This window comes from Streptomyces cellostaticus (genome assembly GCF_001513965.1).
Lineage (GTDB): Bacteria > Actinomycetota > Actinomycetes > Streptomycetales > Streptomycetaceae > Streptomyces > Streptomyces cellostaticus.
Window position 1 is genome coordinate 119075 of sequence record NZ_KQ948017.1, and the last position, 17915, is coordinate 136989.

Here is a 17915-nt window from a genome sequence, read left to right on the forward strand (position 1 = left end):
GACGCGAAATAAATTCGATCCGTGATATCCACGATACGCACCGCGTCTTTGCTTCCCACTTGATATAACCCGTCGAAAAGGGCTTGGCCCTTACCTGACCACCGAGGGGAATCATCTTGCAGCGCCGCATGCGACCCGCTCTCCTGGACGGGGAGACCCTGGGGGAAAGCCTGGCACGATTAGCAAAGGCCTCACCGGATTCCCGCGCGAGATTTCCCACCGCCGGCGACGACATCACCGCGGCGGACCTCGATTCGGCATCGGCCGCAGCCGCGCACGAGTTCCTGCGCGCCGGGGTGCGGCCCGGTGACATCGTGGGCGTACTGGTGCCCACCGCCGCCCGTTTCTTCACCACGATCTTCGGGCTCTGGCGGGCCGGGGCGGCGATCAGCGTGCTGCCGGTCCAGGCCGGCTTCAGTGATGTGCGGGCGGTCTCGCACCGTGTTGCGCGGATCGCGGACGTCGCCGGCATGAGCCATCTCGTACTGGACTCCGAGTACGACGAACTCGGCCGCGAACTCGCCACCGCACGGGCCGACTTGACTCTCGTACCCACCCCTTCGCCCGGTGGCGTCGGCGACCTGCGGACCCTGCCCGCCGTGGAGCCCGACTCGCTGGCCGTCGTCCAGTTCACCTCGGGCAGCACCAGCCTGCCCAAGGGCGTGATGCTGCCGCATCGGACCACCATGGCCGGCCTGCGCTCCTGCGTGGTGTCGGGTGCCTTCAGCCCGGACGACGTGTTCGTCCAGTGGGTGCCGACCTTCCACGACATGGGCCTGATCGGGCTGCAGTCGCACTGGCTCAACGGCGCCGACGTCCACGTCTTCGCCCCGATCTCCTTCCTCCGCCGCCCGGGCGCGGTGCTCGAACACTTCGCCGCACACCGCGGAACGGTGATCACCGGACCCAACTTCTCCTACGACCACCTGCTCGACAACGTGCCGGCCGAGCAACTCGCCGCGCTCGACCTGTCCAGCTGGCGGCTGGCGTTCAACGGCGCCGAACCGGTCAGCTCGGCCACCGTACGGCGGTTCACCGAGGCGCTGGCGCCGAGCGGCGTCGACCCGTCGGTGATGTACCCGGTGTACGGCATGGCCGAGGCGACCCTGTCGATCAGTTACCCCAGCCCTGGTGACACCGCGACGATCCGCGCCGTGGACCGCGACGAACTCGCCAGGACCGGCACCGCGCGTGCCGTGGCGGAGAGCGCGCCCGCGGCCAAACCGGTCGTCTCCGTCGGACGCGCGGTGCACGGCATCGACCTCCGGATCGTCGGCGAGGACGGGGCAGTGGCCGCGGACGGTGTGCTCGGGGAGATCCAGATCGCCGGCGCATCGGTGACCACCGGGTACTTCCGTGATCCCGAGGCGACGAAGGCGGCGTTCGACAACGGCTGGCTGCGCACCGGCGATCTCGGTTTCCTGCTCGACGGCGAGTTGTACGTCACCGGGCGGCGCAAGGAGATGATCGTGGTGCGCGGCCAGAACTTCTTCCCCGACGACGTCGAGAAGGTCGCGCGCGCTGTACCGGGCGTGTACCGCCGACGCTGTGTCGCGTTCTCTGACAACGATGCCGACGGCGGCGAGCGGATCGGCGTCATCGTGGAGGCCGGTGACGATCCCGCCGCGGTGTACCAGGAGGTCCGCAGACGGGTGGCAGCCGAGCTGGATCTGTCCCAGGTACAGGTCTACGTGGTCAAACCCCGCTGGATCCCCCGCACCACGAGCGGCAAATGGCAGCGCGTGCTGGCCGCGCGGCGCGTCACCACCGATCTCGACGCACGGGTGTTCCCCACCACCGGAAGCTCAGAGCAGGGAGAACGGGTGTGAACAGCAAAACGGAGTCGGCGGCCGGCGTCCCGCTCCTCGCGGACGACCGGATGCACAGCGCCCGGGTGTTCGCCGGCTATCAGCATGCGACCTGGGAGCTGCACCACATCCCGTGGGAAGAGTTCCGGGCCGATCAAGTGCTGCCCGAGCACATCGTGTTCGCCAAGGGCGCCATCGTGGGCGAGTCGAACGTCATCGCCGCGACCCACGGCCTGCTCAACGAGTTCTCCGACGACTACGACTTCTCGCAGTTCGCGACCATCTGGGGCTACCAGGAGATCCAGCACCACATCGCCTTCCAGACCTGGCTCCAACTGGCCGGGCACAGCATCGACCACGGCACGATCGCCTCGATGCGCGAGGCGTACCCGCCGGGGGTGAGCAGGGCCGCCACCCTGGCCACCAACGTCATCTGCGAGGTCCTCGCCACGCATGCGTACAAATGCGTCGCCCGCAGCATGCAGGAGCCGGTCCTCGCCGCGATCCTGAAGAAGGCCAGCGGCGACGAGGCGCGGCACGCACGGGAGTTCGTGCACTACACCGCGCAGCAGCTGGCGGCGCGGCCGGAGGAATGCGCGTCGGTGGTGGAAACCCTGTACATCTACATGGGCACCACCCGCGACCTGTACCGGCATCCGGTCAGCCGGTTCAAGGGGAGCCTGCCCGAGCTGCAGAACCACGAGACCATCGACGAGATGTTCGCGTACTTCGCCGAGGTGGACGAAGACGGCAGTGAATGGGCCAAGTGCTGCGAGCAGTTGTTCAAGTACTTCTCCGCGCTCACCGGCTACAAACTCACGAAGATGTCCGACGTACGGCGGGCCATCGCCGAGGAGTCGTCGCGGGAGAAGGTCTCCGCGTGAGCGCCGCTTCGGACACCGCCGGCGAGACGATCGAACTCCCCTGGCACGCGGAGCCGTCCTTCAACTGCTTCGGCTGCTCGCCACGCAATCCGATCGGTCTCCAGCTGAGCCTGAAACAGCTGCCGAACGGGGACTACGCGGCCGAGACGACGTTCTCGGAGAACTACGCCTCCTACCCGGGGATCGTGCACGGCGGCATCGTGAACGTGCTGGTGGACGAGGTGATGGGCGACACTCTCGCGCTGGTCCACGGTCTGCTCGCGTTCTCCGTGACCCTGCGCAGCAAGATGCTGCTGCCGCTCCGGGTGGGCGAGCCGTATCTGACCGTCGCGCGGATCAGCGGCCGGGGCAACGGGGTGCTGCACACCGAAGCCGAGATCACCGGGCCCGGCGACGCGTTGCACGTCATGGCCACCGGTACCTACCAGCCGATCCGCTCCGAGCAGGCCAAGGCCCTCATGGAACTGGACGATGCCGCCTTCGGCCGCGTCCGGCACTACTTCGACCACGGGACAGGAGAATCATGACCAGCGAGCCGTTAAGCCGCGAGGAGATCGCCGCGAGCACCATCGAGTGTCTGGCCACCGAGCTGGAGGTCTCCCCCTCCGACATCGATCTCCACGACGTGCTCAAGGGATTGCCCGGTGCCGACTCGATGAAGCTTCTGAGGGTGGTGTCCAAGCTGGAGCGGCGGTGGGACGCCGAGTTCGACGACGAGGCCATCTTCGCCGCGGAGACGGTCGACGACCTGATCACGCTGGTGCAGAAGTACATCGGCGAGGAACCGGCGACGGCATGACCTCCCTGACCCCGCAAGAGGCCTATCAGGCCACCAACAGGCACTACGAGCTGCCGGCCGAACTGTTCGGCATCTACCTCGACCAGCGGCTCAAGTACAGCTCCGGGCTGTATGCCGACGAGCACACCGACCTCGACCAGGCGCAGACGGACAAGCTGCATTTCGTGGCGCGGCAGCTCGGCCTCACCGGTGGTGAGCGGCTGCTCGACATCGGGTGCGGCTGGGGCAGCCTGACCCTGTTCATGGCGCGGGAGTACGGCTGCCGCGTCACGGGGGTCACACCGTCACGCCCGCAGGCCGAGTACATCCGGGCGCAGGCGGAGAAGGCGGGCGTGGCCGGCCTGGTCACGCTGGAACTCGGGTCGTTCACCGACGCCGAGGTCGCCGGGCGGTTCGACGCGGTCACCCTGCTCGGTTCGATCGTGCACATGCCGAACCGCACGGCGGTGCTGCGCAAGGTGTACGGGCTGTTGCGGCCCGGCGGGTCGATGTACCTGTCGGAAAGCTGCTTCAAGGACCACGCGGCCTACGAGGAGTTCTCGCGGCGGCCGGGCACCAAGCACGTCACCGAGGGGATCTTCGGGTTCGCCGACATGGTGCCGCTCTCGGTGCTCGTGGAGGCGGTGGAATCGGCCGGCTTCAGCCTCACCGATCTCACGGACCTCACCGCGCACTACCACCGCACCATCGAGGAATGGGAACGGCGGGTCGAAGCCGCGCGCGACCGGGTCGAACTGGTCGCGCCGGGCATGAGCGAGCCGCTCATCCGGTATCTCCGCACGGCCAACGCGGGCTGGGGCTACACCACGAAGCACTACGCGCTGAGCGCGCTGAAATCCCGGATGGGTCCGACGGAGGCACCGTGAACGAAACCCTGCCCGAGGAAGAGGCGGAGCGTTTACGGCTGCCCATCGCCCCCGGGGAGATGCGCGAGCTGACCCGGACCGCGGTCGGTCGCGCCGCGTCGCGTCAGTGGTCGGTCGACGAGCTGTCCTGGGCGACGCTGCGGCCGGAGCAGCTCACCGACACCGACCGGTCGGTGGTCCGGTTCATCACGTTCGTCGAGGACCACATCCCCGGGTATCTCACCTATTTCCTGGACGCCTTCCCCGTGTCCGGCGCCGACCTGGCGATCGAGGAGTTCTGTTTCAACCGGGAGTACTTCCGGTTCCTGATCTCCTGGGCGAACGAGGAGGAACGGCACGCGTCGGTCCTGACCAGGTACCAGGTCGAGGCCGGCATCAGCGATCCCGAGACGCTGATGCGGGAGCTGGCCGAGGAGGGCCGCAAGAAATTCGCCCTGCCGTACGAGAACCCGGTGCAGGCGTTCACCTACACGCTGGTGCAGGAGAAGGCCACCCAGCTGTTCTACCAGCGGTTCAGAACGGTGGCGAAGGAACCGGTGCTGCGCGATCTGCTGCACCGGCTGGCCAGGGACGAGGCCCGGCACTTCGCCTTCTACAGCGAACTCGTCGACGCCTACATCAGACGGCACGGGCTCGCGGCGACGGTGCCGGACCTCAAGGACGTGCTGTCCACCTTCCGCATGCCTCTCGCGGACACGCTGAACGGATACTGGCGGTGGTCACTGAAGATCACGGACGCCACGTCCTACGACCACACCGAGGCGTACGACGCGCTGGTCCGGCTCGTCAACGGATTCGCCACGTCGAGCGGCAGGGCCTCGGCGGCCGACCTGGCCGAGTTCGTACACCGGATCCGCGGGATCTGACCAACCACTACAGGACAGGGTCCTATGCAACCGAGCAGCACTGCCGGTCCGGCGTCCGTCGCGGTCATCGGCATATCCCCTTGTTCTGCAGCGGCTGCCCCGGCCGAGGCGGCGCTGCGGGCGCTGGAGAACGCCGGCGTCGTACCGGAACGGCTGCGGGACACGGCGGCCGGGGTGTTCGCCATGGCGCAGGCCGACCTGATCGCCACCGAACTCGGCGTGCTCGGGCCCGTGCTGACGCTGGACACCCTGCCCGCCGGGGTGGTCCACCTGGCCTGCCAGAGCATCCGCGCGGGCGAGTCCGCGCTCGCGCTCGCCGGGGTCCTCGCACCCGACGGGAGCAGCGCCTTCCTGGTGCTGAAGCCGGCCTCGGCCGCGGTGGCCGAAGGCGACCCGATCCATTGCGTGATCGACGGGAGCGCCCTGGGCCGGGGCGACGTCGTACGGCAGGCCTGTGCGCGCTCCGGGGTGGGCCCCGACGGCATCCACTTCGTCTGGCGGCACGGCTATCGCGCGGCCGAGGCTCCGCTGGACGGGCTCCTCGACGGCGCCGAGCCGGGCGAGGAGCAGGACGCGGTGACGGCTCTGCTGGACCTGCCCGTGCTGCTCGGCCGGAGACACGTTCCCGTACCGGGCGTTGCGCTCGGCCCGGACAGCCGTCTGACCGCCCTGTTCGGCTGCGTGGACGGGGCGGGTACGGCCTGCGCGCTGGTGCTGTCGCAGCCGCCCGCACGGACACGGCAGTCGACCAGGACCGTGGTCCCGACGCTGCCGGTGGTGCTGTCGGCGGACAGTGAGGAGACACTGCGCGGCAAGGCGGAGAGCCTGCGCGTCCGCCTGGCCGAGCCGGACGGCCCGGATCTGCTCGACACCGCGCACACCCTGGCGGTCGCCCGGCAGCACCAGCCGCACCGGGCGGTGCTGCTCGCCTCCGACCGCGCGGAGCTTACCGAGGGGCTCGGTGAACTCGCCGCGGGCCGGGGCGGCGCCGGGGAGGCCGGCGCCGGGCGCAAGGTGGCTTTCCTCTTCCCCGGTGAGGGTGGGCAGCGGCCGGGTATGGGACGACAGCTGTATCCCCTGTTCGACGTGTTCGCCGACGCGCTCGACGAAGTGTGCGCCCACATGGAGGCGGTCTCCACCTGGTCGGTGCGTGAGCTGCTGCTCGGCGACGGCCACACCGAGGTCGCACCGGCCGACCAGGCGCTCTACACGCAGGACGCTCTGTTCGCCCTCCAGGTGGCGCTCTTCAGGCAGTTCGAGGACTGGGGGGTGCGCCCGGACTATGTTGCGGGGCACTCGGTGGGGGAACTGGCCGCGGCGACGGTGGCCGGGGTGTTCTCCCTGCCCGACGTCTGCGCGTTGCTGGCCGAGCGGATCCGGCTGTTCCGGGAGAAGACACCCGTCGGCGGCGCGATGGTCGCCCTGCGGGTCTCGGAGGCCGAGGCGCTCGAGTCGCTGACCGGGTTCGAGCACCTGGCCGGGGTCTCCGCGGTGAACGCCCCGAACTCCGTGGTGATCTCGGGCGACCGCGACACGGTGCTGCGGATCGCCGGGCTGTGGTCGGAGCGCGGGCGCAAGGTGAAGCAGCTGCCGGTCGACCGGGCCTTCCATTCACCGCACATGGCAGCGATGGCCGCCGACTTCGAGCAGTTCGCCCGCGGTCTGTCCCGGCAACCGCCGGGTATTCCCCTCGTCCCGGTCCACAACGGGCTCGGCTCGGATCCCGGGGTGGTCAGCCTGCCCGAGTACTGGGGTGCGCAGGTGCGTGGCACCGGGCATTTCCTCTCCTGTGTAACCGGTCTCGACGCGGCGGGCGTGGACACCTACGTGGACATGAGCGCCAACGGTGTGCTCGCCGCGCTGGTCGAGGAGACACTGCCCGAGCCGGTCGCCTCGGCCGCGCTGGTCACCGCCGCCCTGCGCGGCGGCGCCGAGCAGTCGGATCTGCACGCCGTCCTCGGCACGCTGGGCGAGTTGCACACCCATGGCGTCCCGGTGCGGTGGCCCGCGGTCTTCCGCGGCTGGGGCGGCCGGCGCATCCATCTGCCGGCCGACGTGGCACAGCCGCCCTCGCGCGCCGTATCCCGGCCGGCAGATCTGCGCCGGGTGATCCGGACCGAGACCGAGGCGATGATCGTGGGCGGCTACGGTCCCGACCGGTCGTTCTTCGACCTCGGGCTGGACTCCCTCGCCGCCGTGGAACTGGTGAAACGGCTGCGGAAGCGGACCGGGCTCAAGATCGCCACCGCCGCGCTCTTCGACCACCCCACCCCGAACCGGCTGGCCGCGCACCTGGAGAACCGTGCAACCCGGCCGATGCCCGCCCTCCCCCGCCGCACCGGTTCGGACGAGCCGATCGCCATCGTCGGGATGAGCTGCCGCTTCCCCGGCGGGGTGCAATCGCCCGAGGACCTGTGGCGGTTGATCGTCTCGGACCGTGACGCCATCTCGGCGATGCCGGAGGACCGCGGCTGGGATCTGGCCGGCCTGTACGACCCGGAACGGGAACGGCCGGGCACCAGCTATGTGCGCCAGGGCGGGTTCCTGCACGACGCCGCGGAGTTCGATCCCGCGTTCTTCGGCATCGGCGGACACGAGGCGCTCGACATGGACCCGCAGCAGCGGTTGCTGCTCGAACTGTCCTGGGAGGCCTGTGAACGGGCCGGGATCGACCCGGCCACGCTGCGCGGCAGCGACACCGGGGTCTACGCCGGCTTGTCCCACGGTGACTACGGCACCGGTCCCGGGCACGGGGACATCGCCGTACGACCGCATCTGGCGATCGGGACCGTGGCCAGTGTGGCCTCCGGCCGGATCTCGTTCGCCTTGGGGCTGGAAGGGCCCAATCTCTCGATCGACACGGCGTGTTCGTCGTCGCTGGTCGCCCTGCATCTCGCCGCCGCCGCGCTGCGCCGTGGCGAGTGCTCGCTGGCCCTGGCGGGCGGGGTGACCGTGCTGTCCTCGCCCAAGGTGTTCATCGAGTTCAGCCGCCAGGGCGGGCTGGCGCCGGACGCGCGGCTGAAGCCGTTCGCCGAGGATGCCGACGGCACCGTCTGGGCGGAGGGCGGTGGGATGCTCCTCGTGGAGCGGTACTCCGACGCACGCCGCAACGGCCATCCGGTGCTCGCCCTGATCGCAGGCTCCGCGGTCAACTCCGACGGAGCGAGCAACGGGCTCACCGCGCCCAACGGGGCCGCTCAGCACCGGCTGCTGGTCACCGCGCTCGCCGACGCCCGGCTCGGGCCGTCCGACGTGGACGTCGTGGAGGCGCACGGCACCGGCACGAAGCTCGGCGACCCGATCGAAGCCGGCGCGCTGCTGGAGGCGTACGGGGCGCACCGGCCGCCGGGCCGGCCGCTGCTGGTGGGCTCCGTGAAGTCCAACCTGGGGCACACGCAGGCCGCGGCGGGCGCGGCAGGTGTGATGAAGATGGTGCTGGCCATGCGGCACGGGGTGATCCCGGCCACCCTCAACGTCGACCGGCCCAGCCCGCACGTGGACTGGGACGCGGGGCTGCGGCTGGTGACCGAGCGGACTCCGTGGCCCGATGCGGGCCCTCTGCGGCGGGCGGGCGTGTCGTCGTTCGGGATCGGCGGCACCAACGCGCACGTGATCCTTCAGCAGCCGCCCGCCGAGCCGGTGGCTGCGGCGGAGCCCACGAAGACCGTCCCGCCCGTGTGGACGCTCTCCGGCGGCTCGGAGGCGGCGCTGCGCGCCCAGGCCGGACGGCTCGCCGCGCACGGGGACACCCGTCCCGAGCTCACCGCGCACGACCTCGGCTTCTCACTGGCCACGACCCGGTCGGCGCTGACCCACCGGGCCGTACTCACCGGTGGTGACAAGGATCGGCTGCGGCGTTCGCTGACCGCGCTGGCGGCGGGCAGGACCGACCCCGGACTCACCGTCGGCACGGTGGCCGAGGGCGGCCTGGCCTTCCTGCTGACCGGACAGGGAAGCCAGCGCGTGGGCATGGGACGCGCCCTGTATGCCGCGTACCCGGTCTTCGCCGAGGCTTTCGACGAGGTGTGCGCCGGGCTGGGCCTGCCGGTGAAAGAGACGGTGTTCGGTACGGATCAGGAGGCCCTGGACCGGACCGAGTTCGCACAGACCGGGCTGTTCGCCCTCGAGGTGGCGCTGTTCCGGCTGCTCGACAGCTGGGGCATCCGCCCGGACCTGCTGCTGGGGCACTCGGTCGGCGGGCTGACCGCGGCCCATCTGGCCGGGGTGCTGTCCCTGCCCGACGCGTGCCTGCTGGTCGCGGCGCGGGGCGCGCTCATGCAGGCGTTGCCCGAGGAAGGGGCGATGTACGCGGTGGCGGCGTCGCCGGACGAGGTCGAGCCGCTGCCGCCCGGGGTGTCGCTGGCGGCGGTGAACGGGCCCCGGTCGGTGGTGCTCTCCGGGGTCGAGGAGGCGGTCGTCGCGCTGGCGGAGCACCTGCGTGCACAGGGACGACGGACCAAGCGTCTGCGGGTCAGCCACGCGTTCCATTCGTCCCTGATGGATCCGCTGCTCGACGCGTTCCGCGCGGTCGCGGAGAGTCTGGTCTACAGCCCGCCCGAGATCCCCGTCGTGTCCGATGTGACCGGGCGTCCTGCCACTGCCGACGAGCTGTGTTCCCCCGAGTACTGGGTTCGCCATGTGCGTGGCACGGTCAGGTTCCTGGACGGGATGCGGACGCTGCAGGACGAGGGCGTCACGACGTTCCTGGAGCTGGGACCGGAGACGACGCTCACCGAGATGGCCGCCGACTGCCTCACCGAGACCGTCGAGGCGACGGTGATCCCGGTCCTGCGGCAGGACGACGTGCTGGGCGCCGTCGCGGCCCTGCAGGTCCGTGGCCACGGACCGGACTGGTCGATGTGGTACGCGGGGAGCGGGGCACGCCGGGTCGACCTGCCCACGTACGCCTTCCAGCGCAAGCGGTTCTGGCTGCTGCCCGACGCGGTGGACAGCCGGTCCCGGCAGCCGGACTCGGCGTTCTGGGCGGCGGTGGAGAGCCAGGACCTCCAGCGCCTGGCCGAACTGCTGGGCACGAGCACCGAGCAGAAGCTCAGCGACCTGGTGCCCGCGATGGCGCGGTGGTGGCGTACCCGTGACCGGGAAGCGGCGATGGACGGGCTGCGGTACCGGATCAGCTGGCAGCCCGCGGCGGACCAGGTCGCCGGCCGGCGGAACTGGCTGATCGTCCACTCCGCGGACCTGCCCGTACCGGAGCTGCTCGCGGACGCGCTCGGCGTCCGGACGCTGCCTCTCGGCATCGGCGCGGACCGCGCGGAGATCGCCGAGCGGCTCGCCGCGAACGCCGAACCCGTCGACGGGGTGCTGTCTCTCCTGGCGCTGGACGAGCGGGAGCGTCCCGGATCGGCCGAGCTGCCCGTGGGACTCGCGCTGACCACGGCGCTCGTCCAGGCCATGGGGGATGCCGAACTCGACGTGCCGTTGTGGTGCGCGACGCAGGGAGCGGTGTCCACGGGCCACGGCGACCGGCTCGACAGCCCGGCGCAGGCCATGGTGTGGGGGCTCGGCCGGGTCGCGGCACTGGAGCACCCCCAGCGGTGGGGCGGGCTGGTCGATCTCCCGCCCACGGTGGATGCGGAGGCGGCCGAGCGGCTGGCCGGGGTGCTGTCCGGTGCGGAGGACCAGGTCGCCGTGCGCGCCTCCGGGGTGTTCGTCCGGCGTCTGCTGCACGCACCGGTAGGAGACGCGCCCCGGCGTGACTGGCCCCTGCGCGGGACCACGCTCATCACCGGAGCGTTCGGCGCGCTGGGCAGGCGGGTCGCCCGGTGGCTCGCCGCGGCAGGAGTCGAGCGGCTGCTCCTGACGGGCAGGCACGCGAACGATCCCGAGCTGGTGGCCGAACTGACCGCGCTCGGCGCCGAGGTCGACACCGCCGCCTGTGACGTGGGCGACCGGGACGAAGTGGCGGCCCTGCTCGCCCAGATCCCCGAGGACCGCCCGCTGGCCGCGGTCGCGCACGCGGCCGGGGTCCTGGACGACGGTGTGATCGACGCGCTGGACCCGCACCGGTTGGAGCGGGTCCTGCACGCGAAGGCCGGGGGTGCGAAGCACCTCCACGAACTCGCGGGCGACGTCGCGGTGTTCGTGCTGTTCTCCTCGGCCACCGGCGCGGTGGGCAACGCCGGTCAGGCCAACTACGCGGCCGCGAACACGTACCTCGACGCGCTGGCCGAGCAGCGTCGCGCCGACGGGCTCGCGGCCACGTCGGTGGCCTGGGGGCCGTGGGGAGCCGGCGGCATGGCGGTGGACGGGGCGGACGCGGACGTCGTCGGTGCACGACTGCGCCGCAACGGCATGACGGTACTCGACCCGGAGCTGGCGATCGCCGCACTGGCCCTGGCCTTCGGACATGACGAGTCCGGGCTGGTGATCGCGGACGTGGACTGGGCGCGCTTCCTCTCGGTGTTCGCCACCACCCGGCACAGCCCCCTGCTCGCGAACCTGCCCGAAGTGCAGCAGAGCAAGGCTGCCGCGCCCCCCGAGGAGGTCTCCTCACTCGTACGGCGGCTTGCCGGAATGTCCGCTGCCGAGCGGGCCCGCGCGCTGCGCGACCTGGTGTGCCACCACGCAGCGCGGGTGCTCGGGCACGACTCCGCCGCGCAGATCCGGCCGGGCAAGCCCTTCCACGAACAGGGGCTCAACTCCCTGGGTGTCGTGGAGTTGCGCAACCAGCTGAGCACGGAGACCGGGCTGCGGGTGCCCGCGAGCGCGCTGTTCGACCATCCCACGCCGACCGCGCTGGCCGGGTATCTGGACGCGGCACTCGCCCCGGCTCCCGAGGAGCCCGAGCACACCGCCCAGGCGGAGTACGGGACAGCGGATCTCGACACCATGCTGAGCCGCGCCGAACAAGAGCTCTCCTTGACGCTGAAGGACCGCCTCGATGACTGATGACGGCAAGGTGCTCGACACCCTGCAGCGCCTCACCGCCGCGCTGCGGGAGACCCGGGAGCGGCTGCGGGTGGCCGAGGCGAGCGCACACGAGCCCGTCGCCGTGGTGGGCATGGGCTGCAGATACGCCGGGGGCGTGAGCGACCCGGACGGGCTGTGGCGGCTGCTGCGCGAGGGCCGCGACGCGGTGACGCCGTTTCCCGCCGACCGCGGGTGGCCGGAGGAGTTCACCGGCGCGGCGGCGTTCCTTTCCGACCCGGCCTGGTTCGACGCCCGCTTCTTCGGGATCGGTCCCCGTGAGGCCCTGTCGATGGACCCGCAGCAGCGGCTGATGCTGGAGATCTCGTGGGAGGCGGTGGAGCGGGCCGGAATCGATCCGGTGTCCCTGCGCGGCTCCCGCACCGGGGTGTTCACCGGGACCAGCGACCACGACTACCGCAGGCTGCTGGGCGAGGTCAGCAACCACAACGAGCACGGTGACCACCTGGCGACGGCCACCGCGGCGAGCGTGCTGTCCGGGCGGGTCTCCTATCTGCTCGGTCTGGAGGGCCCGTCGGTCTCGATCGACACCGCGTGCTCCTCCTCGCTCGTGGCCCTGCACCTGGCCGTTCGGTCGCTGCGCTCCGGGGAGTGCGATCTCGCGCTGGCCGGGGGCGTCCTGGTGATGTCCACGCCCGGCGTGTTCGCCGCGTTCCACGGCAACGGCGGGCTGGCCGCCGACGGCCGTTGCAAAGCGTTCGCGGAGGCGGCGGACGGCGTCGGCTGGGGCGAGGGCGCCGGCGTCGTCCTCGTCGAGCGGCTGGCGGACGCCCTTGCCCACGGTCACCCCGTGCTGGCGGTCGTTCGGGGCACCGCGATCAACTCCGACGGCGCGTCCAACGGGCTGACCGCGCCGAACGGGCTCTCGCAGCAGCGCGTCATCCGCGACGCGCTGGCCGACGCCGGGCTGCGCAGCCGGGATGTGGACGCCGTGGAAGCGCATGGCACGGGGACCCGGCTGGGCGACCCGATCGAGGCATCGGCGTTGCAGGCCGTCTACGGCCGCGACCGGGAAACCCCACTGGCCCTCGGGTCGGTGAAGTCGAACATCGGGCACACCCAGGCCGCGGCCGGCATCGCCGGAGTACTCAAGACGGTGCTGGCGCTGCGGCACCGGACCCTCCCGAAGACGCTGCACGTGGACAGCCCGTCGTCGCATGTGGACTGGAACTCGGGCGCGTTGGAGCTGCTCACCGAGAGCCGCCCCTGGCCGGCCGGTGCGGGCCGGCCCCGGCGCGCCGGGGTGTCCGCGTTCGGGATCAGCGGCACCAACGCCCATGTGATCCTCGAAGAGGCGCCGTCCGTCGGGGCGCCCGAGGCCGTCGAGGGTCAGCCGCTGCCGTGGGTACTGTCCGCGCGGACCGATTCCGCGCTGCGCGCCCGGTCGAGACAGCTGCTGTCGCACCTGGACGGCAGGGAACCGGCGGCTCTCGCGCACGCGCTGGTCACCTCCCGCAGCACGTTCGATCACCGTGCGGTGGTGCTCGACGCCGATCCGCGGACCGGGTTGACCGCGCTGAGCCGGGGCAGCGCCGCGCCGGGCCTCGTCACGGGCACGGCCGACCTGACGGGCAAGGTGGTGTTCGTCTTCCCCGGCCAGGGCGGACAGTGGCCGGGAATGGCCGCCGACCTGCTGGATTCGTCTCCGGTGTTCCGGGAACACGTCGACCGCTGCGCCGAGGCGCTGGCCCCGCATGTCGGCTGGGACCTGCCGGCAGTGCTGCGGCAGCAGCCGGGGGCGCCTTCGCTGGAGCGCGTGGACGTGGTGCAGCCGGCGCTGTTCGCGGTCATGATCTCCCTCGCCGGCCTCTGGCGCGCCTCGGGTATCGAGCCGGATGCCGTGGTGGGCCACAGCCAGGGAGAGATCGCGGCGGCGCATGTCGCGGGCGCGCTGTCCCTGGAGGATGCGGCGTTGGTGGTCGCCCTGCGCGCGAAGGCGCTGACGGAGCTGTCCGGCCGTGGCGGCATGGCTTCGGTGGAGCTGCCCGCGGACGAACTGCGGTCCCGGCTGGACGAGCGGCTGTCGATCGCGACGGTCAACGGGCCGGGGTCGACGGTGGTCGCCGGAGCCGTCGACGCTCTCGACGCCTTGCTGGCCGACCTGGCCGAGGCCGGCGTGCGGGTGCGCAAGCTGGCGGTGGACTACGCGTCCCATTCGCCGGAGGTGGAGCGCGTCCGCGACCGCGTCCTCGCCGAGCTGGCGCCGGTTTCGCCGAAGGCCACGGAGATCCCCTTCCATTCCGCGGTGACCGGCGGCGTACTCGCCGGGCCGGAGCTGGACGCCGGGTACTGGTACCGGAACCTGCGCCTGCCCGTGCGGTTCCACGACGCCGTCGCGGGGCTCGCGGTGCCGGAGCACTCGTTCTTCGTGGAGGTCGGCCCGCATCCCGTACTGGTCCCGGCGGTGCTGGAAGCCGTCGGCGACAAGGCCGTGGTCGTCGGATCGCTGCGTCGCCAGGAGGACGGCCGCAGGGCGCTGCTCGGCTCCCTCGCCGAGCTGTACGTCCGCGGTCTCGGGCCGCGATGGACCGCGTGGGCGGCGCCGGACACACCCGCGTTCGCCGAGCTGCCGACGTATCCGTTCGAACGCAAGCGGTACTGGCTGATGCCGGGTGAGGCCAGAAGCGGTGGTCATCCCGTTCTGGGGACGGCTGTCGAGCTGGCGGAGAGCGACGAGTTCGTGCTGACCGGACGCCTGTCGGTGGCGTCGTCCGGGTGGCTGGCCGACCACCGGGTGCTGGACGAGGTGATCCTGCCCGGCACCGCCTGGCTCGACTTCGCGCTGCACGCGGGCGCAGCGGCTCAGTGTGCCACGGTCGAGGAACTGACCCTGGAACGGCCGCTGGTCCTGCCCGACGACGGTGCCGCGACGGTGCAGCTGCGCGTCGGCGCACCGGATCGCACCGGGCGCCGCAGCCTGGACCTCCATGCGCGAGTGGACGGTGCGGACTGGGTGCGTCACGGTCAAGGCGTGCTGAGCCCGGCGCCTGCCGAGCCCGAGGAACTCGAGGAGTGGCCGCCCGCCGGTGCGGAGCCGGTCCCGCACGCCGGGCTCTATCCCTCACTCGTGGACCGAGGGTTGCGCTACGGCCCGGCGTTCCAGGGGCTGCGGACGGTGTGGCGGCGCGGCGACACGGTCTTCGCCGAGGTGGCCTGCCCGGTGGACGCCCGCGGTTTTGTGGTCCATCCGGCGCTGCTGGACTCCGCTCTGCACGCGCTCGGATTCGGTGGCGAGGCCCCGGCATCCGACGGCCCGTTGCTCCCGTTCGCGTGGACCGGTGTGAGCGCGCGGGCGGCCGAGCCGTCCACGCTGCGGGTGCGGTTGCAGGGGTCGTTCGACGGCGGGGTACGACTGACCGTCACCGACGGCGAGGGCGAGCCGGTGTTGTCCGTGGACTCACTGGTGCTGCGGCCGGCTGCCGTGCGGACGGATGCCCCGCAGGACGCGCTGTTCCGGAACAAGTGGGTCGAGGTGCACCCCGCGGGCGGTGTCGCGTCGGACAGCATCGCGGCCGTGGGATTCGAGACCGACCGGTTCCCCGCTTTCGCCGACTTCCGCGCCCTGGAGAAGGCGATGTCCGCGGGTCTGCCGGCGCCCGGCGCGGTGCTCGTCGCAGGCTCCGCCGGTTCGGTACGGGAATCCGCGCACCGCGCACTGAGGCTGGTCCAGCGCTGGATCGCGAGCCCGGAGTTCGCCGATTCCAGGCTGGTGTTCCTCACCTCGGGCGCGGTGGGCGCCAGGTCCGGCGACGACGTCCCCGACCTGGCCGGGGCAGCCGTCATCGGCCTGGTCCGGTCGGCGCAGACCGAGGAACCGGGCCGGTTCGTCCTGCTGGACGCCGACGAGATCACCCCGCAGACGATGGCCGCCGCCCTGGCCGCGGACGAACCGGAGGTCGCTCTGCGCGGCGGACAGGTGCTGGCCCGCCGGCTGGTGCGGGCCGCTGCGCGGGGCGCCGGGACGTTCGGCGGGCCCGAGGACACGGTACTGATCACCGGCGGCACCGGCACGCTCGGCCGGCTGCTGGCCCGCCACCTGGTCACCGCGCACGGGGTGCGGCGCCTGGTCCTGGTCAGCCGCCGCGGCCAGGCACCCGGACTTCGGCACGAACTCACCTCTCTGGGCGCTGCCGTCACCGTCGCCGCCTGCGATGTCGCGGACCGGACGGAGCTGGCCCAACTCCTCGCCGCGCACCGCCCGACGATCGTCGTCCACGCCGCCGGGGTACTCGACGACGGCGTGGTGACGACCATGACCCAGGACCGCATCGACGCTGTCCTGCGCCCGAAGGCGGAGGCCGCGCTCGCCCTGCACGAGCTGACCCAGGACCTGCCGCTGAAGTCGTTCGTGCTGTTCTCTTCGGCTGCCGCCACCGCGGGCAGCGCGGGCCAGTCGAACTACGCAGCCGCCAACGCCGTACTCGACGCGCTGGCGCACCACCGGCGCGCACGGGGGCTGCCTGCGCTCTCGCTCGCCTGGGGACTGTGGGCGGAACGCAGTGACATGACCCGTCATCTCGACAGGGCGGCGGACTCCCTGTCCACGAAGGAGGCACTGGCGCTCTTCGACGCCGCGGTCGCGCTCGACGACCCGGTCCTGGTGCCCGCCCGGATCGGCCTGCGCGACCAGGGCAGGCCCCTGCTGCGCGAACTGGTGAGCCGGCCGGAAACCCCGGATGCCGGTCTGCGTCACCTGCTCGGCCGCCTCGGCGAACCGGAGCGGGATGAGGCGCTGCTCGACCTGGTGCTGGGCAAGACCGCGCTGGCTCTCGGACATGACGGCACGGACGAACTCAGCGCGCACGCCGGGTTCCTGGAGATGGGCGTGGACTCACTGGCCGCCGTCCGCATCCGCAACCACCTCAACGAGGCCCTCGACACGCGGCTGCGGCCGACCGTCGTCTTCGACCATCAGACGCCGCTGTTGCTGGTCCGGCATCTGACGGAGGTGCTGGCCCGCCCGCAGGACGAACCGGCAGCGGAGGAGGAGCGCGAGACCGTCAGCCAGATGCTCGTCCGGATCGCCGCCACCGACTGGGCGCGGCGGCGCGCCTCCTACACCTCGCTTGACGAGCTGCCGAGGATCCCACGCCCGACCCGGCTCGCCAGTGGCCCGCAGGGACCGGCTCTGGTGTGTGTCACCTCGGCCGTGGGCACGTCGGATCCGGTGCAGTACGCGCGCCTGGCAAAGCCGTTCCAGGGCGAGCGAGACGTATGGGTGTTGCGGCAAGTGGGTTTCCGCAGCGGCGAAGCGCTCCCGGACAGCCCGGAAGTGCTGTTGGAGACGCACGCCGCCGCTCTGCGGGCAGAGCTGGGAGAGCGTCCCTTCGTCCTCGCCGGTCTCTCCTCCGGCGGGCTGATCGCCCACATGCTCGCCCGGTACCTGTACGACCAGGGCAGGCCACCCGCCGGCGTCATACTGCTGGACAGCTACTCCCCCGGCGACGACGAACGGCTCGCCTTCCTGGCCCCCGGTCTGCGGGGCGAGTTGCAGGACCGGGCCGATGACCCGAATGTCGCGATACCCGGCGACGACAACTGGATCACCGCCATGCTGCACTACGACACGTTCGACTGGCCGTTCCACGACCTGCCGGCCCCGGTGCTGTTCGTGCGCGCGGGGTCCCCGCTGGAGGGCTGGCCTGCGGACTGGGCACCGGTCTGGCCGTTCGACCACACCGCCGTGGTCACCCGTGGCAACCACTTCACCATGATGGAGGACGAAGCCCCGTACACCGCGGGCC

At 71.6% G+C, this 17915-nt stretch carries 7 protein-coding genes and 1 pseudogene; all 8 read left to right on the plus strand.

From position 1 onward, the window contains the following. The first annotated feature begins 128 nt into the window (after positions 1–128). A complete protein-coding gene (locus AQI88_RS07745; RefSeq protein WP_066994035.1) occupies positions 129–1829 on the plus strand; it encodes an AMP-binding protein in 1701 nt (566 codons plus the stop codon). After that, on the plus strand, positions 1826–2692 hold the full coding sequence (locus AQI88_RS07750; RefSeq protein WP_079057450.1) for a ferritin-like domain-containing protein: 867 nt from the start codon (positions 1826–1828) through the stop codon (positions 2690–2692). Before AQI88_RS07745 ends, AQI88_RS07750 begins: the two co-directional genes overlap by 4 nt. Continuing rightward, a complete protein-coding gene (locus AQI88_RS07755; protein WP_066994037.1) occupies positions 2689–3219 on the plus strand; it encodes a PaaI family thioesterase in 531 nt (176 codons plus the stop codon). The genes AQI88_RS07750 and AQI88_RS07755 overlap by 4 nt, the downstream gene beginning before the upstream one ends. Then, positions 3216–3491, plus strand: a complete 276-nt coding sequence (locus AQI88_RS07760) for an acyl carrier protein (protein ID WP_066994040.1) — start codon at positions 3216–3218, stop codon at positions 3489–3491. Before AQI88_RS07755 ends, AQI88_RS07760 begins: the two co-directional genes overlap by 4 nt. Beyond that, on the plus strand, positions 3488–4357 hold the full coding sequence (locus tag AQI88_RS07765; protein ID WP_066994043.1) for an SAM-dependent methyltransferase: 870 nt from the start codon (positions 3488–3490) through the stop codon (positions 4355–4357). The genes AQI88_RS07760 and AQI88_RS07765 overlap by 4 nt, the downstream gene beginning before the upstream one ends. Beyond that, a complete protein-coding gene (locus AQI88_RS07770; RefSeq protein ID WP_066994046.1) occupies positions 4354–5223 on the plus strand; it encodes an acyl-ACP desaturase in 870 nt (289 codons plus the stop codon). The genes AQI88_RS07765 and AQI88_RS07770 overlap by 4 nt, the downstream gene beginning before the upstream one ends. Before the next feature lie 24 nt (positions 5224–5247). Beyond that, the gene (locus AQI88_RS07775; protein ID WP_066994048.1) at positions 5248–12132 is read left to right on the plus strand and encodes a type I polyketide synthase; all 6885 of its coding nucleotides are present in this window, start codon (positions 5248–5250) and stop codon (positions 12130–12132) included. Positions 12133–12139: 7 nt separating this feature from the next. Next, positions 12140–17911 (plus strand): annotated as a pseudogene (locus AQI88_RS07780) (SDR family NAD(P)-dependent oxidoreductase); the annotation flags it as partial. Positions 17912–17915: the final 4 nt, after the last annotated feature.